Raw genomic sequence first — 20,609 nt, 5'->3', positions numbered from 1 at the left:
TGACAATTGTGTAAATTACTACATAATAAAAACCTTCTCTTCAGTCTACATAATGCCTGGTCGCAAATTTTGGTGATTTTAAATCAAAAATATACTATATTCCCTAATTGTCAAACCGGAGGTGCGGCAGGAAGCTGGACCGCCGGCAGGCGGTCCACGACCGATCGAGCGGCCCCCGCGGGGGCCGCGAGGAGGGAGCCGCATGTACACGGAAAGGGAGAAGGTCCGCTACGTCGAGACGATGTGGGCCGAGGGGCTCACGCCCCGCGCCGCCGAGCGGAAATGGGGGACCCCGTCCAGGGAGTCGCTGAGGCGGTGGCTGGAGCAGGCCGAGGAGGGCTCCCTGCCGGCGGAGATGCCCAGGGTGAAGGGGCGCGCCGAGCACGCGCCCCACTCCCGCTACCCCGAGGCCACCAAGGCGGAGGCCGTCCGCCTCTACGGCCTCGGGGAGAAGCCCGCGCACATCGCCCGCCGCCTCGGCATCGCCGAAGCGAGCATAATATCGGTCTGGAGCAGGAAGGCCCGCAAAAGCGCTATCATGTCCGAGACCGGCGCGGAGGGCGCGCCGCGCGAGGACGAGGGGGCGAAGCCGGGCATGGGGCAGGCGGCGGGATCGGACGACAGGCGGATCGAGGCCCTCCGGGCCGAGCTCGAGGAGGCGCTCTTCGAGGTGAGCGTCTACAAGGAGCTGATGCGCGACCCAAAAGCCGCAAGCCCGGCGAGCCTGTCGAAGAGGCGGCTCGTCGGGTTAGGCGAGAGGCTGAGGCGGGACTGCGGGTGCTCCCTGGCCCGGATCTCGACGTTCTTGGGAATCTCGAAGAGCACCTACCTCTACCACCGGGCGAGGCTCGATAGCCCGTCCGGCATGACGGACGGGGGCTTCGACGGGGCCGTGGCCGCGGCCTTCGCGGAGAACGGCGGGATCTACGGCTACCGCCGCCTCAAGGCGGCGCTGGAGGCCGGCGGCGTCCGCGCGCCCGAGCGCAGGGTGCGCGAGTCGATGGCGCGCCAGGGGCTCGTCGCCCGGTGCTCCAGGTCGGAGAAGAGATGGAGCTCGTACGCGGGCGAGGTGTCGGACGCGCCCGGGAACCTGCTGCTCGGCGAGCACGGGAGGCACGACTTCTCGGCGGACGCGCCCAACGAGCTGTGGCTCACCGACATCACCGAGATGCGGGGGCGCGACGGCAAGTGCTACCTGTCCGCCGTCGTCGACTGCTTCGACGGCAAGGTCGTCGCCTGGCGCGCCTCGGAGAGCCCCAACGCCGAGCTCGCGAACTCCACGCTCGCCGACGCGATAGCGACGCTTCGGGAGGGCCAGCGTCCCGTCATCCACTCCGACCGCGGCGGGCACTACCGCTGGAAGGGGTGGATCGCGCTGTGCGAGGGGGCCGGCCTCGTGCGCTCGATGTCGCGCAAGGGGCACAGCCCCGACAACGCGGCGTGCGAGGGCTTCTTCGGCCGGGCGAAGGTCGAGGCGTTCCATTCGCTCGTGCGCGCGGGGGCGCCCGTCGCCGAGATATTCGAGGCCGTCGCGCGCTACATCACGTGGTACAATGACGGCCGCCTCAAGACGTTCAGGGAGAACGGGAAGAAGGCCACCTGCGAGACCATCGAGGGCCGCCGCAGGAGGCTCGGGCTGGCGGCCTGAGCAGTCCAAGAATCCTGCCGCACCCCCAACCTCCAATTTTGTGCCAAGATTCGGAAACTCCGGAACACGATTCACCCCAGGAACGAATAGTGTCCGCGCAGTTCTCTGCACTCGCACTATCCATAGAGCTAGAGCGCGGCATGCGATCGCGGCTTCTCGCGCAGCGCTCTGCAATCGGGGCACCGGGAGCGCTTTTCCGAGCTCAAGCCAACAAAAGCTCGGGCATCGCTCCCTACCCGCCCAGCGACTCCAGGAGCTCAAGCAGCTCTTGCCTGCTGTGGATATCGAGCTTCGTGTAGATGTGCTTGCTGTGGGTGCGCACGGTGTTTTCCGAGATAACAAGCTTGTCGGCAATGGCAGCAACGCTATGGCCGCGTGCGATCAGCTCCATGACCTCCGTTTCGCGCGACGAGAGCCCGAACGCGTCTTTCAGATCGAAGCACCGCTTCGAAAGGCGATCGCGGATCGTTCCGAAGTCGTCGGAGGGCGAAGGCCGGTTGCGGCGTTTCGTGCCGTCGGCTCGTCGCTTCGCACTATCCGCTCGGCGCTTCGCGCCATCAGAACGCCGCTTCGCGCCGTCTGCGAGCCGTTTTTCCGACAACGCATCGTCTTGGGACGGATCGAATCCCTTCTCCCCTGTGCAAGGAGACGAGCTTCCCGACGAAGCGCTCTGCCCATCCTGGGCCTGCCCACCCCGTACCGACTCGCCTCGCACCGGTTCGCGTCGAAGCGACAAAAACTCGATAGGGTCGGCCTGCGTCGCAGCCTTCCCGGTAAGGTTTTTGAACAGGGTGCCGCTCGCCGCCAAAAGCGTGAGCCCGAGCACGTAACTCGACAGCATCGCAACAATGAACAACCATTCCGAGCCCATCGACGACACCGAATCGGAAAGCCATCCGAGTAAAAACCCGAGACTCTGCATAAGGTACACCACGCTGCCGAAAAACGCGTAGATGAACACGGGATTGATGCCGCGGTCGCGCGATATCTGCGCGCACTGCATCATCATGAGCATGAGTACGAGCGAGAACACCATGTACGTAAGCGCAGCGAACAGGTTGAGATAGAACGCGCCAAGAAACGGCAAGAGCAGAAAACCCGTGATGATGAGCGGATACACCACGCGAAACACCGCAGTGAGCCCGAACCGAAAACTTGAGCGGTACCACAGCACCAAAAGCACTGCCGCCGAGATGAGGGAACCGAGCATCGAAGCCACGTTGACAACCGTGCTCACCTCCTGGTGCAAAAGCGCGATGCCCCGGATGACGCCGCTCGCGAACGCGAGCGCGCCCACGCACAGCGCGCTTCGCCAGAAGTCACTCATAACCTGCCGATACACTTTCGGATGCTGCCGGGGAACGTCTTCGAACATCGGCTGATCGATCTTCATTTCGCGCACGCTGAGCGCTACGCATAACCCGCACAAGGGCACGAACACAAGCGGGATGAGAAACGCCGTAAGCGCAATGGGCACGAGGTAGAGCGCGAAGTACACGAAGGGCGCAAGCGCGGTGCCCACGATAAGCCGAAGGTTTCCTTTCTCTGACGGCAGCGAGGCGAAGTAGCGCTGCCAGAGCATGAACAAACCGGCACACCCGACGCCGAGCAGGATTCCTCCCCCGGCCACGAGCACAAGCGTGAGCTCGGCCAGATACATCGCACCGATGAGGCACGCCGAGCCGGCAAACACCATTAGGGCCGAAAGCGAGACGAGCATCCGCCGCGCCCCATGCGGGAAGAAATACGATCCGAACACGCTTGCGAGGAACGCTCCCCAGAACGCAAGCGATTGCGCAAGAAAGAAGGTCAGGGTAACCTGGACCGTCTGGAACTCAAGGGGGAGAAACGGGAAGATGCCCGCCCATGTGGAAGTTGCGTTCACCGTAAGGAAAAAGGCGTAGCCCCAACTCGATACATGCGGCTTAAAAACCACCCGACAACCTCCTCCCAAGCTTTGCAGGCGCTTTACCTTGCGCTCTGCTCACTATACCGAATGATCGGGCAAAACCGCAGGTGGTTTCATCGCAGCGTGCTTAAATCACATGCACCATGTGATTAATGCGGTTACGTATTCCGCTAGGGTTGAACGCGACGAGTAATCCAGACTGAAGGAGGGACCATGGATTTCAAAGACGAGACGACTCTGACGCGTCGAACCTTCGTCAAAGGTTCGCTAGCCGGTCTCGCGTTGGCCGGTGCAGCCGGGTCGGCAGCGCTGTACGGCTGCGCGCCAGCCGAAGAAAAGAAGCCCGACGGGAGCGGAGAAACACCCGCCGAAGAAGCGGACCAGATCGTATGGGGGCAGTGTTTCGTGAACTGCGGGAGCAACTGCGCCCTGCGCTACCACGTGCGCGACGGCAAGATCCTCTACCTTGAAACCGACAATACGGGGGATCCCGAGAACACGCAGATGCGTGCCTGTCTGCGCGGGCGCTCGCGGCGGCGCTGGCTCAACTCACCCGATCGCCTCATGTATCCCATGAAACGCACAGGCAAGCGTGGCGAGGGTAAATTCGAGCGGATCACGTGGGACGAGGCAATCGAGACCATTTCAAGTGAGCTCAAGCGCGTCATCGACACCTACGGAAACGAAGCGCTCTTCATCGCGCCGGGATCGGGCGTTTCGGGCTCGATCGTCCAATCGGCCCACCAGCGGCTGTTCAACATGCTCGGCGGATGCGTCACACGCTACGGCGATTACTCCACCGGATGCATACAGGGAGTCATGCCGTACATGTTCGGGAAGAAATTCAGCCCCTACGACAATATCCACGCATCATCGATGACCGAGGCCCTGAATTCGGATCTCGTCATCATGTTCGGCAACAGTCCGGCAGAAACCCGGATGGGTGGCGGCAACATTGTCTTTGACTATACGAAGGTGAAGGAAAACGGTGCCCGTATCATCCACATCGACCCGCGCATGAACGAAACATGCTCGGGCTCCCTTGACGAATGGATTCCCATTCGTACGGGAACCGATGCGGCCCTTGTCAACGCCATCGCTCATGAGCTTATCGCCAACGATCAAGTTGACCTCGACTTCCTGCATACCTACTGCGTCGGCTATGACGAGGAAACCATGCCCGAATCGGCTCAGGGCCAAAACAAATCGTACTACGATTACATCATGGGCACCGGCTACGACATGGTGGAAAAAACCCCCGAATGGGCTGCTCCCATCACGCAGATTCCAGCAGACCGCATTCGCACGCTCGCAGCCGACATTGCTGGCGCGAACGCTTTGTTCGTGACGCAAGGATGGGGCCCGCAACGTCACTCGAACGGCGAGAGCGCAACGCGCGCAATCTGCATGATCCCCTTACTGACCGGCCAGATAGGGCTTCCAGGCACCAACACGGGACAGCGTGAAGCAGAGGTCGGCTCAATTGCAGGATCGCCGACGATAGGAGGCATTCCGTCAGGCGATAATCCTGTCACCGTCAAGATCCCCAATTACGAGTGGGTTGAAGTGATCGATCGCGGCGAGGAAATGACGGCAACCAACGCCGGCATACGCGGTGCCGACAAACTTTCGACCGGGTTCAAATTCGTGTGGGGTTTCGCGGGCAATTCTTTCACGAACCAGCACGGCGACATCAATCACGGACACGATATCCTTGCCGATGAGAGCAAATGCGAGTTTATCGTCATGACCGAAACGGTGCTTACCGATTCGGCGAAGTACGCAGACATCCTCCTCCCCGACGTCATGGCGGCAGAGCAGTTCACCATCGGAACGAACGGATATACCGAGTGGTACCGCGGCGTACGCGTGGGCGGCCCCGCCCAAGAAGCGCCGGGCGAGTGCCGAAAGGCATACGACGTCCAGGCGGATATCGCCGATAAGTTCGGGATCAAAGATCAGTTCACCGAAGGACGTTCCTCCGAAGACTGGGTTGAGTTCCTTTACAAGGCGACCGCCGAGAAAAACAGCGACATGCCGTCATGGGAGGAAATACAGGAGCAAGGCGTGTGGAAACAAGAGGTCGAGCCGGTTATCGGACTCAAAGATTTCCGCGACGATCCTGATAAAAACGCACTAGAAACTCCTTCGGGGAAGATCGAAATCTACTCCGAAGAGCTCGCCGAAATTGCCGATACCTGGGAGCTCGAAGAAGGCGACGTCATCAGCCCGATTCCGATCTTCGACCCTGGCCGCGAGGGGTACGGAACCGTCACCGAGGAGTATCCTCTGTATTGCTCGGGATTCCATCATAAAGCGCGCGCCCATTCCTCGTTCGGCTTCATTGACGTGCTTAAACAAGCTGCACGCAACCAGATGTGGATGAACCCCGCCGATGCGGAGCCTCGCGGAATCGAAAACGGCGATTTGTGTTCGGTCAAAAGCCCCCGTGGCGAAATTCGCATCGAAGCGAAAGTCACTTCGCGCATCGTTCCCGGGACAGTATCGATTCCTCAAGGAGCCTGGCATGATGCAGATATGTACGGCGATCGAATCGATCACGGCGGCTGCTCGAATACGCTTACCATGTCGCATCCGACTCCGTTGGCAAAAGCAACACCTGCTCATTCGTGCATCGTCCAAGTGGCGAAGGCGTAAGGGGGTATCACGATGACTCAGTACGGATTCTACTTCGACAGCTCGCGCTGCACCGGATGCAAAACCTGCGAGATGGCATGCAAAGATTACAAGGACCTCTCGCAAACAGTCGCGTTTCGCAACGTGTACGACTACGAAGGCGGAACGTGGACGGCCGCAGACGACGGTTCGTACACGACTGACGCCTACGCGTACCACGTTTCGCTCGCCTGCAATCACTGCGACATGCCTGCGTGCATGGGCGCGTGCCCCTCGGGCGCGATCGACAAGGATCAGAAAACCGGAATCGTGCGCATTCACGAAGACAAATGCACTGCAGCAGGCGCATGCGTGGAAGCCTGCCCCTACAACGTACCCATTCTCGATGCCGAGAAGGGCTACGCCGTCAAATGCGACCTCTGCTATGACCGCGTGACGAACGGGCAGAACCCCATCTGCGTCGAAGCATGCCCGTTGCGCGCGCTCGAATTCGGCGAGATCGAGGATCTGCGTGCGAAGTACGGCGACACCGCCGCGATCGCACCCATGCCCACACCCGATGAAACGCAGCCCAATATCGTGATCAAGGCCTGCGATGCCGCCAAAGAACCGGGCGACAGCACGGGCGCTATCACGAACGAGAAGGAAGTTACCGGCATTCCCGCCGCGTAACAGCACCGACTCAGAACAGCGCCGCATCGATTTCGGTCGGCGCTGTTCTTTACGAAGACCCGCCGAAGCCCGTCTGCCCGAATATGCATGCCCCTCGGATGGGTCGACAGGGAAAGCACGTATAATCGACGGAAGGAACCCTTCGAATCGGAGTGCGCACCTAAGATGCAATACGGCTTCTTCTTCGACAACACGCGATGCACTGGCTGCAAAACATGCGAGCTGGCCTGCAAAGATTACAAAGGTCTCGATGCGAGCCGCACCTACCGGCGCGTCATCGACTACGAGGGCGGAACCTGGGAAACCGCATCCGACGGCTCGGTTACCCAAAACTGCTTCGCTTACCATATCTCGCTCGCGTGCAACCATTGCTCCGATCCCGCCTGCACGCACGTATGCCCTACCGGGGCCATGCACAAAGACGAACTCGGCCTCGTATGGCCCGACGAGACCAAATGCATCGGCTGCGGATACTGCACGATGGCGTGTCCGTACCACGCACCGGTCATCGATCAGGTATCGAAGAAGAGTAGCAAATGCGACGGCTGCCGGGATCGCCTCACCGAGGGGAAAAAGCCCATCTGTGTCGAAGCCTGCCCGCTCCGTGCGCTCGACTTTGCGGAAACAAGCGAGCTTCGAGGCGCGCATCCCAACTGCTCTTCGAGCATTCTTCCTTTGGCTGCACCCGAATACACACGCCCGAACCTTTTCATCGATGTTTCCGATGCGGCGGCATACGCAGCAGAACACGGAGGCGGGCACATAGCCAACTATTCCGAGATCGAATAGGATACGGAAAACGTATGACGAGCGGATTTGACGAATTATCACTTGCGATGTTCACGACCCTTGCACCGGGCGGTGTGATCGCGTTTATGTGCATGGCGCTCACGTTGTTCAAACCGGGAATCGAAGCGTCCGACGAAACCAAGGTGAACCGGTATTTGGCCGTACCCATCGCGGTTGTACTCATCGGTTTCATCGCTTCGGCAACTCATTTGGGCACACCCGCAAATGCGCTCCATGTGTTTTCGGGCATCGGCAGATCGCCCCTGTCGAACGAAGTTCTTTCCGCCGTGGCGTTTCTACTTATCGCGGGGTCGTATTGGATGATGGCGTTCAAAGAGCATTTCCCGAAGGCTCTTGCACGCATCTGGATTGCCGCCGCATGTGCATCAGGCATTCTCTTCATTGTGCTGACTTCGCTCGCTTATTCGGTCAACACGGTTCCCACCTGGAATACCGTATACACACCCATAAACCTCGTGTTCTCAGCACTGTTTGCGGGCCCCGTGCTCGCACTGTTTTCCCTCGCGTGCGCGAACTTCGACTCCCGCGCATTCAATACAACGCTGGTTATCGTAGCTATCATAGCGCTTGCAGTGGGATCGATCGCGTTGTTCATGCACGAGACGACGCTTGCCGGCATTGCGAACAACGAGATTTCGGCCTCCGAGCTCGCGCCTGACTACCTTGCGATGATCTGGGCCCATATCATCCTTGGGCTCGTGGGTATCTTCTGTGCCGCAGCATCGCTCAAAGTAGACACCCGACACCGCAACGTCTGCATCCTTCGCCTTTTCGCCTGCCTGCTCGTATTCGCCGCCGTATTCGTAACACGCGTAGACTTCTACTTCCTCCACATGACGGTCGGGTTTTAAGATCGAGCGCGCGTTTCGGACGCGCATCGTTTGCGATCCGCGCGAGCAGGTGAGCGAGCTACCGCCTTTCGGATCGCCATCCTATGGCGTGCGGCCATTATCAAGCGAACACGAACCTTCAATCCGTGCCTTGAAACAGTGTGCGGCAAGCGAGTGATCGCCGTACCGCAGGAAAACCTCAGTGGCCCTCGCCCGCCATCATGGATACGGCATGACCGAGTGCCGGGTACACGCCTTCCCAGTTTTCAATCGCCGCCTTCTTGCTGCCGGGCAGGTTGATCACGAGCACGCGGCCCCGCTGCATGCACAGCGCACGCGAAAGCATGGCGTGGGGGGTGATGGCAAGGCTGTGAGCGCGCATGGCTTCGGCGATGCCGGGTACGTCGCGATCACACACGTCGCGGGTTGCCTCAGGCGTCACATCGCGCAGCGAAAGACCGCTGCCGCCGCAGGTGAGCACCACGTCTACCCCAAGCTCGTCAGCCGCTTCGACGATGGCGGCGGAGATGTCGGCCCGCTCGTCTTTGACGACCACGTGGCTTGCGCACTCCCACCCCGCTTCGGCTATACGGCACGCAAGGGCGGCGCCTGCCGTATCCTCGGCGATGCTGCGAGTATCGGAACAGGTGACGATGGCGAACCGAACCGGCTTGTCAGACATGGTGAAAACCTCTCAATCGTTTCGATGGCACATACGCTGCGGCGGCCGACGGGGTAGCAGCCAGCCGTCGGCTGCCGCAACTAGGAGGGCATCTACAGGCTCAGTTCCTCGGCTACGTCGAGCAGCACGCATTCGACCACCGAACCCGCTGTGCGGGATTCGAGGCCTTCCGGCATGATGGCCATGCAGTTGCTGCGCTGGATGACGCCGAAGAGCCCTGAGCTTTGGTTCTTCGCAGGAGCAACGATATACTCGCCGTCCTCGTTTTTGTAGAGCGTCGAGCGCAAGAAGATGCGCCGAGGATCGTTCTTCTTCACGTCGCGCGACAGATGCGCTTTGATGCGGGGGCGCTCGAAATAGCGGTAGCCCTGCATTTTGCGCAAGGCGGGGCGGATGATCATTTCGAAGCCCACATAGGCTGCCGCTGGGTTGCCCGGCAGGCCGAACACCGGCTTGCCGTCGACGATGCCGAACGTCTGAGCCTTGCCTGGTCGCATGTTCACCGTCGTCATGAGCAACTCTCCTAAACGCTCCACAACCGGTTTGATGAAGTCGAAGTCGCCGTTTGACGCTCCGCCGCTCGTAATGACGAAATCATGGGTGGCTATCGCCTCTTTCACGGCATCGGCCAGGGCATCCTCGCTGTCTTCGACGATGGGCAGAATGTTCGGCACGCCACCAGCCGCTTGAACGCTTGCGGCGAGCGCGAAGCTGTTCGAATTGCGGATCTTGCCGCCGGTGGGCACGTCGGTAGGATCGACGAGCTCGGAGCCGATGGAGATGATGGCCACATGCGGTCGCTGGTAGGTTTCGACCTCGACGATACCGCATCCCGCAAGAAACCCGATGCCAGCGCAGCTGATGACCTCGCCTGCCTCGACGATGACCTCCCCGGCCTTCGCCTCTTCGCCGGCCTCGCGAATGTTCGAACCCACCTTGGCGGGAGCCGAAAACGCCACGACGCTGCCCGGTTTGCCATCGCCTTTGACAGGTTCGACGATCTCGTACTTCATCACGGCATCAAGCGCTTCAGGAATCGGCGCGCCCGTCATGATGCGCACGCATTCGCCGTGCTCAACCGGACCGTCGTACCAATCGCCCGCAGCAACTTCAGCGATAACTTTGAGGTTTACCGGGTTTTCCTCGTTCGCCTGCTCGATATCGGCGGCGAAGAGCGCATACCCGTCCATGGCGGAATGCGCAAACGGCGATATGTCGATATCGCTCGCAAGATCGTAGGCGCTGACGCGTCCGACGACATCGAGCAGAGGAACGGTTTCGGTAGGAAGCGGTTGGACGTGCGAAAGCACGAGCGAACGGGCTTCTTCGAGCGAGATCATCTCCGACATGTATAAGTTCTCCCCTCTTTCCAAACGCGACTGAGGCCCCGTCTGTGTTCGGCAGCCTGACAACGTCCACGTCAATCGATGCACGTCACTCATTATAGCGCTAGAAGAATAAGATTAGGCCCGTGTTTGCAGGAAGTCAGAAGGCCGAGCCGATAGGGATTCGCAGGAATCTTATCGGCGTCGACAACCAAGCCGCCGTGCGTCTCGGCCATGCCCATGGCCAAACCGAAACCAAGCGCTTGGCAAAGGGCACCGCGACGCTCAGTCGGCGCGGGCAAGCGTCTTGTCGGGGCCTTCCGGCAGCTCGTTGATCAGCGAAAGGAAGCGATTCGGCTCGAAATCCGGCCCCTTGGCAAACACCTCGAACCGGTCGTCCCCGCAGCAATTGATCCAACCAGTAGGGATGAACCCGTTGCGCAGATAGAACTCGCGGCGCTTCTTCCTTTGGACAACGTTCGGCGCCGCCTCTTCGACAGGCTCGATGTCGAGCGTGATGGTCTTGCCCGGAAAATGCAGCTCGATATCGGCAAGCATGCGAGCACCGTACCCTTTAGAGCGCAGAGTCTCATCGACAGCGAGGTAGAGCACATACACCAGGTCGGTGCCTTCTATCATGAAAGCAAACCCGCAGAAGCGCCCTTCGTCGCGGTAGGCGAGCAACGTCACCTCATCGCGTTTCGCCTGGGTGGTGAGAAATTCGAGCGTCGCCTGTTCGTTCGGCGGAAACGCGGTCTCCATCAACCGCATCATCTCGAGTTCGTCGTCGGTCCCCTCTATAATGCTCCGTGCTGTTAGCATGATCGTCCCCCTTATAGTTTCCGTTGGCATCCATAGTAGCGCATTTGCAGCCGGAGAGCCGCGCACAAGGCAACGGAGCCGCTGGGAAACTCCAAGAAGACGTGGCGCCTGCGACCTTCAGCAGCAAGATTCGCACCTCACAGCGCTGCCTACAGCCTCATCTCGTCCAAACTCACCAACGTCGCACCGATCGCGTCTGCTCGGGCGCGGCACGCTTCGGTGAAACCTGATTTCGAGAACACGAACAGCAGGCGCTTGTCCGCAGGGATCAGCTGGCTGCGATGCTCCAACGTTTCGAGCACATCCGCATCCGTCGGCTTTTCGCGCCATTTGCACTCGGCGAACAGAACCTCCCCCTCGTCGCCGAGAGCGACGATATCGATTTCGGCCTGCTCGCGACGAACAGAGTCGGTGCCCCACCAGCGGCCGATGTCCAAGATGAGCGGCACGCGGGAGCCCCCCATCTCTCGAAGGAGCCACTGCCGGCACACATCCTCGAACGTCGGGCCCAGATACGTGGACAGGTGACGCTCCCCTATGAGGCGCGCGATCTCCACGTGCCGCCCCGCTTGCAAAGGCGTTGCATACTGCGGCACGAAGCGGTACCAGAAGCGGAAGAGGTTGTCGGCTATGCGGTAGCGCACCTTTTTGCGATTCGCATCTACGACGGGCTGATCTTTGCGAACTATGCCCAACTCCATCAGACCTTTCAAGTAGCCCGCAACCGCCGCCGCCTCAATGCCCGCTGCATCGGCGATTTCGGAAGGTCTGCCTATGCCGGTTGCCACTGCACGGGTTATGGCATTGTACATCGCCGGATCGCGTAGCTCCTGTTGCAAGTACGAATCAGGTTCCCCATACAGAAACGAATCGACCCGCAGCAGGTTTTCAGCCATGTTTTCCCGAAGCGTCGCCGACACATCGCACTGCTCCAAGTACAGCGGAACGCCGCCCACCATGCCGTACCACGCCACCGCATACTCCGCGGAAAAGCCCTTGAGCAGCTTCACTGAATCGAAAAAGTCGAACGGCTCGACCTTGATCTGGGCCGTCCTCCTGCCGTAGAGGGGGCTCTGATAGCCCAGCACCTGATGCTCCATGAAGCTCATGGACGATCCGCAGAGAACGAGGCAGAGTCCGCTTTCGCCCTTTTCGCCATCGATTTTCGCTTGGAGCAACGACGAAACCGGACGATAACTCTGCCCAAGTAGGGGTACTCATCGATTACGAAGACGACGCGGCGCGTGCGCGCGACGCGGAATACCTGCTCGAATGCGGCATCGAACGACTCGAACACCGGAGCCGGAGCATCGAGTGCCGCCAAGCTATCGTCCTGCGACAGCCCGGTGATGGCTTGGCTCAACGCAACAAGGTTTTCTCTAGCACTCGATTCCCGCGCAGTGAACACGACGGCGGGCTTGTCTTCGATAAACTTGTTGATGAGACTCGTCTTCCCTACTCGCCTGCGCCCGTAGATGACGGGCATCTGGAACGTGCCAGCCTCATACAGCTGCTCAAGCGTCCGAAGCTCGCGTTCTCTTCCGACAAAAGGCATACGTCCTACTTTCTTAAAGCTGTTTGACAAAAGTATAGTTTATTAAGTTACGATTTAGCAAATTACAATTTGGCATCCATTGGAGCGCATTTGCAGCCGGAGAGCCGCGCACAAAAAACGGCCCCGCTGAAAGCAGGGCCGCAGTTCGCATACGAAATAAAGACGACTACCGCTCGATATTGTAGAACGCTCCCATACCGGCATACGTGCCAGCGGCATCGAGCTCCTCTTCGATGCGGATGAGCTGGTTGTACTTCGCCACACGGTCCGAACGGCACGGGGCACCGGTTTTGATCTGGCCCGTGTTGCAGGCGACCGACAGATCGGCGATCGTCGTATCCTCGGTCTCGCCCGAGCGGTGGCTCATCACGCACGCGTAGCCCGCCTGCTTGGCCATCTGGATGGCCTCGAGCGTCTCGGTGAGGCTGCCGATCTGGTTCACCTTGATGAGAATGGCATTCGCGCAGCCCATCTCGATGCCCTTCGCCAGACGCTTGGAGTTTGTGACGAACAGATCGTCGCCCACGAGCTGCACCTTGTCGCCGATGCGGTCGGTGAGTTCCTTCCAGCCGTCCCAATCCTCTTCGGCCATGCCGTCTTCGAGCGAAATGATCGGATACTTGCTCACAAGCGCTTCCCAGTAGTCCACCATCTCGGCGCTCGTCAGCTCGCGGCCCTCGCCTTTGAGCTCGTACTTGCCGGTTTCGGCGTTGTAGAACTCGGTCGAAGCCGGATCCATCGCGAACATGATATCGGTACCGGGCTTATATCCTGCGGCCTCGCATGCGCGCACGATGTACTCGAGCGGCTCTTCGTTCGTCGTGAAGTTGGGAGCGAAACCGCCTTCATCGCCCACGCCGCCGCCGAGGCCCGCGTCGTGCAGCACCTTCTTGAGCGTATGGTAGATCTCAGCGCACCAGCGCAGCGCTTCGGCGAACGAATCGGCACCCACCGGCATGATCATGAACTCCTGGAAATCCACGTTGTTGTCGGCATGCACGCCGCCGTTCAAGATGTTCATCATCGGCGTGGGAAGCAGGCTCGCATTCACGCCGCCGACGTATTTGTACAGAGGCAGTTCCGCCGCTTCGGCAGCAGCTTTCGCAACGGCGAGCGAAGCGCCGAGGATGGCGTTGGCGCCGAGGTTGCCTTTGTTGTCGGTGCCGTCGATCTCAAGCATCGTCGCATCGACGAGGCGCTGGTCATCGGCCTCCATGCCGATGAGCGCATCGGCAATTTCTTCGTTGACGTGGGCAACGGCATTGAGCGTACCCTTGCCGAGATAGCGCTCGGAATCGCCGTCGCGCAGCTCGACAGCTTCGAATGCGCCCGTGGATGCTCCAGAGGGAACCGCCGCACGCCCGAACGAACCGTCCTCGAGGACGACTTCGACCTCGACCGTCGGATTGCCGCGCGAATCGAGCACTTCGCGGCCGAATACATCGATGATGATGCTCATATGCACTGCCTTTCATGATGGATGGTTACGCGGTAGCGCACGACTGCATGCACGACCGCGGCGATCAAACGATGCCATGATACTAAATTCGTGCGGAAACGAGCTCATGAGCGGCGATTTCGCTCACAAGTTCCACGGTAGCGGCAGGTGGGCGACGTCTCATGCACCCGAATGGCTTTTCTATACGAAGGAGTCATCTTCGGGTTGGTCGGGGATTAGCTTCTCCCGCTCTCGGCCTACAAGGTCGATAAGCTCTTGTTGCGAATGGACCGAGAGCTTCCGGTAGATCGATCGCACATGGGTTTTCACCGTATCCCGAGAAACCGTCAGATCGTCGCAGATGAAACGACGGGTTTTGCCGAGGGCGAGCAGCTGACACACTTCGGTCTCTCGGTTGGTAAGCTCATGCTCGGCCGCAAGAAACCGGACGGTCGATTCGAACCCGTGCTCGGATAATCCCCCATCGCCGGGCCGAATCGTTCCCCATCCGTATTTCATGTTCGAGCTGCTCGACAAAAAGAGAGCGGTAGCCAAAAGTGCGCAGGCCACGAAATAGCCCGACGCATCGAATGCAATCGGAAGGTCGACACGCAGCGACCCCAGCGCATGCATGCACACGCTTCCCAACAAAACCCCGAAGAAAAGAGCCGCGCCAGGGCAGCTGGCGATCCATGGTGCCGGCAGGCCCATGTTCTTCATAAGACAAGCTCCCAGACTCCACAATACTAAATCGAGCAAACAGAACCCTACGATCAAAACGATGCCCCCGAACATCGGCATCAAGGGAAACGATGCAATGGCAAAGAACCCATACGCAACCAGGGGGAAAGCGCCTTTGTATATCAGCCTGTTAAAGTCAAGCCGCACAAAAACAATACTGACAAACAGAACGAGTACCGCGATCACCCTCCCAATAAACGATCCAAGCGCGCTAATAGCATCGGATCCTGCCGCAAACGAGGCAAAATACATGGCTCCGAGGGCGGCTCCTTGCACAAACGATGTCGCTACGAATTTCAGCGGGAAATGCAGCTTTACATCGCAGCCAGCATGGTACAGCCGCCGCTTCGGAAGCCCCCCGATCACTCGCCAGAGGAACAATACTGCACAGGGTGCCGCAACAAGCTGCATAGCGTACACGAACCATTCCGAAGCAAACGACAGGAGCAACAGAAGCGTTGCACCGAGTAAGGTACCGATGATTCCCTGATAAAGCGTCTGCTGCGTTCCGACCCAGCCGAAAACACGGTCTATCTCGACTCGGAACAGCGCCGTGCTCACCCCCACCAAAAAACTCGAAAGGAGGTACAACGTACAGCTTACAAAATTCGTTCCGTCTGCCTCGATGACCCATGCGATATGAAGCAACGCAGCCATCACCATAACAGCCGTCAAAACAACCAGCCATACGGGATTATCGATAACCATCCGCGTCATCTTGAAATGCACGGCTATCACTGCACTCGCCAGAGCCATGCATATAAGCGGAAGAAACCATGCAGGGACAATCGGGAGGCCCACAATGCCCAATACGCCCACATCAACGTCAGGCCCCGTACAACACAAAATAGTCCAAATCCAGTAAAAGCAAAATGAAAACCCGATCATAAAACGACCGCGAACCGCGCGCATGAAGCTTTCGCGCAAACGCTGCCGATCGGCCGAACGGTTGAAAAGCTCTCCCATATTCCCTCCCGCCTATGGGTGCCTTCGCAGGCATGACCGTCCCGCTACAATAGCAAGCCGTCCGTACCGCCGCAAGATTCTTGCCCGCCGTTTTCCTCACCCCACGGGGTGAAAAGAGCGAAACGAGGTATTTCGCTGCAATGGGCGAAGACTGCGGATGAGCGAGCTCCTAGACTCGGGCAAGAGCCGCCCTCAAGGCGACCCGAAACCACCGCAAAAGAAAGAAGCCACAAGGAGGGGTCATGAACGATTCGATCAACGATCACACAACGATGGACCGCAGGAGCTTTTTAAAAGGAGCACTCGCTACAGGTGCCGCGGCTTCCGCAGCCGTCGTCGGCGCAGGAGTCCTCACGGGCTGCGCCGCCGAGCCGAACCAGACTACTGGAGATTCCCGCACCGCAGATTCGGGTAAAGCCTTCAGCAGATACAGCTTCGAAACAGCACCCGAGCCCATCGCTGAAGCCGATATTAATGAAACCGTCGATGCCGACGTCGTCGTAGTCGGTGCCGGCTTCTCCGGACTCTGCTGCGCGCTGTCGGCAGCAGAAAACGGGCTGAACGTCGTTTTAGTCGAACGGGGATCGCGCGTTATCGGCCGAGGCGGATCGATTTACGCGATGAACTCGAAGCTGACAAAAGAAAAGGGATACGAGTGCTCGGTCGAAGAGATCGCACAGCGATATAAACGCATGATGGGCTACCATTCCTACCGCGTCGACGGGACTAAGTGGATGCTACACTACAAACGATCCGGAGAAGCCATGGACTGGCTTATTGATCGTATGACAACTGCAAGCGAAGTCGGGGGGAGCGACCTCACCCCCGTCATGGAACACTGGTATGAAGATCCCGAAAACATCAACGGCGAATTCTCGGGCACTCACGAGTTCCTCGATGGACCGAACGGTAAAGGACCCGACGACAATCCCCAGCAAGATGTCTGCGACAACATGGCGTTGTACTGCGAGAAAGCAGGAGTTGACATTCGCTACGAAACCGATGCGCAGCAGCTCGTCAAGGAAGGCGATGCCGTAGTCGCCGTGGTCGGAAAAACAGGCAATGGATACGTACGCTTCAACGGGTCTAAAGGAGTCGTTATCGCAACAGGCGATTTCGGCCAAGATAAGGAGATGCTTGAGAAGTTCATTCCCTGGGCCGCCCATCAAACGGAATTCGGCGGCATCTGGAACGGTACCGGTCACAAGATGGCATACTGGGCAGGTGCTGCGATAGACAAGAACGAGACCCCTACTCCGATGATTTTCTGCTTCCAATGGCGCTCGATCACCCGTCAGGTACGTGCGTTCCAAGGACTCATGGTCAACGCCGAAGGCAAACGCTACGATAATGAAGACAATGTTATTTCGCACGGCGGTCTCGCGCTCATGCACGAGAAAGGCCATCATTCGTTTGCCATATGGGATGACGACTACGCCAACGAGCCGCAGTGGCAAAATCACCGCTACGTCGACGGACCCAAAGTATTCGACACGCCTGACGACGTTCGCGCCTACTGGGAAACCGTTATCAACGGTCCTGGAACGATCAACATGAACGGCTCGGGCGACATCGAGGTTAAAATGATCAAAGCCGATACGATCGAAGAACTCGTCGATCAACTCGAGTTGCCAAAAGAGCAGACGCTCAAAACAATCGAATCATACAACGGCTACTGCGAGACAGGAGTCGATGAAGAATTCGGAAAGAGGGCGGAGCTGCTGCTTCCCATCAAAAATGGACCTTTCTACGGAATCAAGTGCACACCATGGTTCCTCACCACTACCGGCGGAATCCGCTGCAACGATCAAATGCAGGTTTTAAACGAAGAAAACGAGGCGATCGAGGGACTCTATTGCCTCGGCTCTACGGTTGGTGATATGTACTGCAACTGCTATTCGACCCACTTCCCCGGCCATAACCTCGGTGCGACGTGCCTCACCTTCGGATACCTCACGGGTCGTTACTTGGCAGGAAAAGAAACAGCATGAGTGCACAGTCCATCAGCTAGACGACCGAAGCCATAAGCCAACGCAAAAGCTCATGATACGAAAAAAGCTGAACCCGCAATCAAATGCGGGTTCAGCTAGCGACCATTGCAGTCCACTCGACCGCGGCGAACATGGTCTTCCGATCTAAAGCCCATCATCTCTTCCAGCACAGCGTATCCGCATAGCGATAATCGATACATTGACCTGATTCGGTCTCACGCCATCCCTTTTCAGCATGGGATAGCTCCGACAACTCTCGTGACGATGCAAACCCATTTGCAAAATCGCTCACCGCATCGAGGCGCATTACCTCATTCGGAGAAAATCCAGAAAGATCAGCACCTCTGAGAGCAACAAGCACCTGCCCTTCCCCCTGCTCGCGCAAAGCTATCGATTCGCCATCTGTAAGAGCACCGAGAATGAGCTCGTATTGATGGGGAACCGGCCCGAAATCAGCCTTTGCGTACTGCAAGCCCGTAAACCCTTTCCCCTCGTCTCTAAAGGATGCAAAATCGAGGTAAAACAAGACTTTGTTCAGCTTCGTCCTATACAGGTCTCGGACATGGGTTGCAAGGTATAGGACTATTTCGCGCAAGCGATTTGCATCGAACATGCGAAATCCCGATTCTGGGCCGCCCGCACTCGGAACCGTATCGAGCACGCGCAGCCGAACCACAGCATAGTCGATGCATGCATGATTGTTCGCCTCAAGCGACCTGATGGCTTTTTCTCTCTCGCGTTCGTTTATCCCTTTAGGAACCTGTTTCAATCGATTGATAAGGAATCTTGTATCGCGAGCGCTTCGCAGCAGCTGAGCATGGGCATATGTCGGCAAAGCTCCCTGCTCGTATCGCTGCACGCTTGCAACACCTATTCCAAGCGCCGCCGCAAATACTTTCTGGGTAAGTCCCTTCTCTTTTCGTAGTGCAACAAGCTCTTCAGGTTGGGGTATATCCTTCAGCTCTCTATACGAGCGATACGCTTTCACAAGGTTGCGATCCACCGTTGCAGCATGACCTATACGGTTGCCGCATCTCGGGCAAATGGGATACTCGTAATCGCCCATAATCGCAGCATCTCGTATAGGCAGTTCTTCATGAAACGTTTCCACACAAGCATCGACCTCGCAGAAGCATTCGTCGCATACCGTATGGACAATCTCCGTCATAACTTTCCCCCTCTTCCGTAAGGATAGGCCAGAGGGTGCTCAGCTTCGTGAAACGAAACACATACGGCAGCTATCGTATCGAAAGAAATAAACACAGCGAACTTGATGTAAGCCTCATAAAGTTCTATGTATTTTCCGAACACCCATAGATCATGAGAGCGCCCCCTTTCGTCACGCAAAGGTCCCATCGAGTAGTTTTCGATGCCAAGCGACACGACCTCCCTATACACATCGTAAACGCGATACCCCAGTTTATCGATGAAACGGTACGTTTTGCCTTCCGGTTTATTCAATCCAGCAACAACGAATCGCTCAAAAGGCAAAGCACTCAAAAGTGAAAGCACCGCCTGAATCTTCCAACGGTCAGCCACCATGTTCAACCCTGCTTCCGTACATCAATTGATAAGTTGCAGTGAAATATACTAGCATTTTTTTCCATATTGAACATCAATTGATGCAAATTCTCGGCGATTTCGCTCACAAGTTCCACGGTAGCGGCAGGTGGGCGACGTCTCAGAACAGCCACGCAAGCAGCGCGCACCCGGCTAGCCCGACGGCGAGCGCAGCGACAGACGCGCCCGCAAGCCTTCGCGGGTTCAGCTCGGTGCGTACCTCTCCCATGCCGTAGCAGCGTGCTTCCATGGCGGTAGCAAGGTTGTCGGCGCGACGGAACAGCCCCACGAACAACGGGATGAGCACCGTCTGCCACGCACGAAGCCGCTCGATGAACGGACCCGTCGAAAACGCGGCACCGCGAGCCCATTGGGCGGCGCGCACCTGCGCGAATTCTTCAGCCGTCACGGGGATGAACCGAAGCGCGATCGAAACCATCATCGCGATATCCTGCGTCGGGACGCGGAATGCACGTAGCGGTTTCAGAAAATCGTTGAGCGCGTCGGTCAGATCGTTCGAGGTAGTGGTGAAGCACACGATAAAGCTCGCAAGCACGAGAAACACGATGCGCAGCGCATAAAAGCTGCCGCGCGCAAAACCCTCGGGCACGAACCCAAACGACCCCGCCAGGGGAACCGGTGCGGCGCCTGCGAGGACGCCGGCCGAAACATCCCCCATCCCGTAGCCTGCAGCAACATGATGTACGTCGAGCGCGAAACTGTTGAACAAAAGCGTGAACGCGAGGATCACGTACACGGGAATAAGCAAGGTTGCTATACGGCGCAACGGTATGCGCGAAACCAGCATGAGCGCACCGCACACGGCTATGCAAACGCCAAGCCCTATCCAGGTACGGATGAAAAACAACGTGATGGAATACGCAAGCAGCAACACGAGCTTCACCCGCGCATCGAGGCGATGGACGGGCGTTGTGCCGGGATAGTAGATGCTCACGCTGAGTTGCATGCAAGCAGTATGACACAAGGGCGTTCGGTCCGCTCGCCAATCGAGTGGGATGGGTG

The 20,609-nt window shown here is 58.3% G+C and carries 17 protein-coding genes; 6 read left to right on the top strand and 11 right to left on the bottom strand.

Features of this window, described 5'->3' with window-relative positions:
• Positions 1-202: 202 nt before the first annotated feature.
• Complete coding sequence (locus FJE54_RS06690; protein WP_139651430.1) at positions 203-1,648, top strand: IS3 family transposase; 1,446 nt, start codon at positions 203-205, stop codon at positions 1,646-1,648.
• Between the two features lie 232 nt (positions 1,649-1,880).
• On the opposite strand, the gene FJE54_RS06685 is transcribed toward FJE54_RS06690, so the two are convergent.
• Positions 1,881-3,584 carry a LuxR family transcriptional regulator gene (locus FJE54_RS06685; RefSeq protein WP_255467258.1) on the bottom strand — a complete coding sequence of 568 codons (1,704 nt, stop codon included), beginning with the start codon at positions 3,582-3,584 and terminating at the stop codon, positions 1,881-1,883.
• A 186-nt stretch (positions 3,585-3,770) separates the two neighbouring features.
• Between FJE54_RS06685 and FJE54_RS06680 the strand changes: the two genes are divergently transcribed.
• The 4 genes from FJE54_RS06680 to FJE54_RS06665 all read left to right on the top strand — a co-directional run bounded on the left by FJE54_RS06680 (position 3,771) and on the right by FJE54_RS06665 (position 8,527).
• Entirely contained in the window at positions 3,771-6,215 is a 2,445-nt protein-coding gene (locus FJE54_RS06680) for a DMSO/selenate family reductase complex A subunit (RefSeq protein WP_139651918.1), read from the top strand.
• Between the two features lie 12 nt (positions 6,216-6,227).
• Positions 6,228-6,866 carry a 4Fe-4S dicluster domain-containing protein gene (locus FJE54_RS06675; protein WP_139651917.1) on the top strand — a complete coding sequence of 213 codons (639 nt, stop codon included), beginning with the start codon at positions 6,228-6,230 and terminating at the stop codon, positions 6,864-6,866.
• 165 nt (positions 6,867-7,031) lie between these two features.
• Complete coding sequence (locus tag FJE54_RS06670) at positions 7,032-7,655, top strand: DMSO/selenate family reductase complex B subunit (RefSeq protein WP_139651916.1); 624 nt, start codon at positions 7,032-7,034, stop codon at positions 7,653-7,655.
• A 14-nt stretch (positions 7,656-7,669) separates the two neighbouring features.
• The gene (locus FJE54_RS06665; RefSeq protein ID WP_139651915.1) at positions 7,670-8,527 is read left to right on the top strand and encodes a dimethyl sulfoxide reductase anchor subunit family protein; all 858 of its coding nucleotides are present in this window, start codon (positions 7,670-7,672) and stop codon (positions 8,525-8,527) included.
• Positions 8,528-8,705: 178 nt separating this feature from the next.
• On the opposite strand, the gene FJE54_RS06660 is transcribed toward FJE54_RS06665, so the two are convergent.
• From FJE54_RS06660 to FJE54_RS06630, 7 genes are all read right to left on the bottom strand, one after another.
• Positions 8,706-9,188, bottom strand: a complete 483-nt coding sequence (locus FJE54_RS06660) for a MogA/MoaB family molybdenum cofactor biosynthesis protein (RefSeq protein ID WP_139651914.1) — start codon at positions 9,186-9,188, stop codon at positions 8,706-8,708.
• A 92-nt stretch (positions 9,189-9,280) separates the two neighbouring features.
• Positions 9,281-10,537 carry a molybdopterin molybdotransferase MoeA gene (locus tag FJE54_RS06655; protein WP_139651913.1) on the bottom strand — a complete coding sequence of 419 codons (1,257 nt, stop codon included), beginning with the start codon at positions 10,535-10,537 and terminating at the stop codon, positions 9,281-9,283.
• 261 nt (positions 10,538-10,798) lie between these two features.
• Complete coding sequence (locus tag FJE54_RS06650; protein WP_180326606.1) at positions 10,799-11,335, bottom strand: GNAT family N-acetyltransferase; 537 nt, start codon at positions 11,333-11,335, stop codon at positions 10,799-10,801.
• Between the two features lie 149 nt (positions 11,336-11,484).
• The gene (locus FJE54_RS06645) at positions 11,485-12,444 is read right to left on the bottom strand and encodes an ATP-binding protein (RefSeq protein ID WP_139651911.1); all 960 of its coding nucleotides are present in this window, start codon (positions 12,442-12,444) and stop codon (positions 11,485-11,487) included.
• Entirely contained in the window at positions 12,441-12,890 is a 450-nt protein-coding gene (locus tag FJE54_RS06640; protein ID WP_139651910.1) for an AAA family ATPase, read from the bottom strand. Before FJE54_RS06640 ends, FJE54_RS06645 begins: the two co-directional genes overlap by 4 nt.
• Before the next feature lie 166 nt (positions 12,891-13,056).
• Positions 13,057-14,349 (bottom strand): phosphopyruvate hydratase, encoded by a 1,293-nt coding sequence (eno, locus tag FJE54_RS06635; RefSeq protein ID WP_139651909.1) that lies wholly within the window; start codon positions 14,347-14,349, stop codon positions 13,057-13,059.
• Between the two features lie 180 nt (positions 14,350-14,529).
• Positions 14,530-15,777, bottom strand: a complete 1,248-nt coding sequence (locus FJE54_RS06630) for a response regulator transcription factor (RefSeq protein ID WP_180326605.1) — start codon at positions 15,775-15,777, stop codon at positions 14,530-14,532.
• Positions 15,778-16,277: 500 nt separating this feature from the next.
• Between FJE54_RS06630 and FJE54_RS06625 the strand changes: the two genes are divergently transcribed.
• Positions 16,278-18,026 carry an FAD-dependent oxidoreductase gene (locus FJE54_RS06625; protein WP_139651907.1) on the top strand — a complete coding sequence of 583 codons (1,749 nt, stop codon included), beginning with the start codon at positions 16,278-16,280 and terminating at the stop codon, positions 18,024-18,026.
• Between the two features lie 154 nt (positions 18,027-18,180).
• On the opposite strand, the gene FJE54_RS06620 is transcribed toward FJE54_RS06625, so the two are convergent.
• From FJE54_RS06620 to FJE54_RS06610, 3 genes are all read right to left on the bottom strand, one after another.
• Positions 18,181-19,194, bottom strand: a complete 1,014-nt coding sequence (locus tag FJE54_RS06620; protein WP_139651906.1) for a type II TA system antitoxin MqsA family protein — start codon at positions 19,192-19,194, stop codon at positions 18,181-18,183.
• Entirely contained in the window at positions 19,191-19,568 is a 378-nt protein-coding gene (locus FJE54_RS06615) for a toxin (RefSeq protein WP_255467257.1), read from the bottom strand. Before FJE54_RS06615 ends, FJE54_RS06620 begins: the two co-directional genes overlap by 4 nt.
• Positions 19,569-19,707: 139 nt before the next feature.
• Positions 19,708-20,541: an energy-coupling factor transporter transmembrane component T family protein gene (locus FJE54_RS06610; RefSeq protein WP_255467256.1), complete on the bottom strand. Its 834-nt coding sequence runs from the start codon at positions 20,539-20,541 to the stop codon at positions 19,708-19,710.
• Between the last annotated feature and the right edge of the window lie 68 nt (positions 20,542-20,609).

This window comes from Raoultibacter phocaeensis (genome assembly GCF_901411515.1).
GTDB lineage: Bacteria > Actinomycetota > Coriobacteriia > Coriobacteriales > Eggerthellaceae > Raoultibacter > Raoultibacter phocaeensis.
The sequence above is the reverse complement of the archived record's forward strand: the minus strand, read 5'-3'. Positions and strand labels throughout refer to the sequence as shown.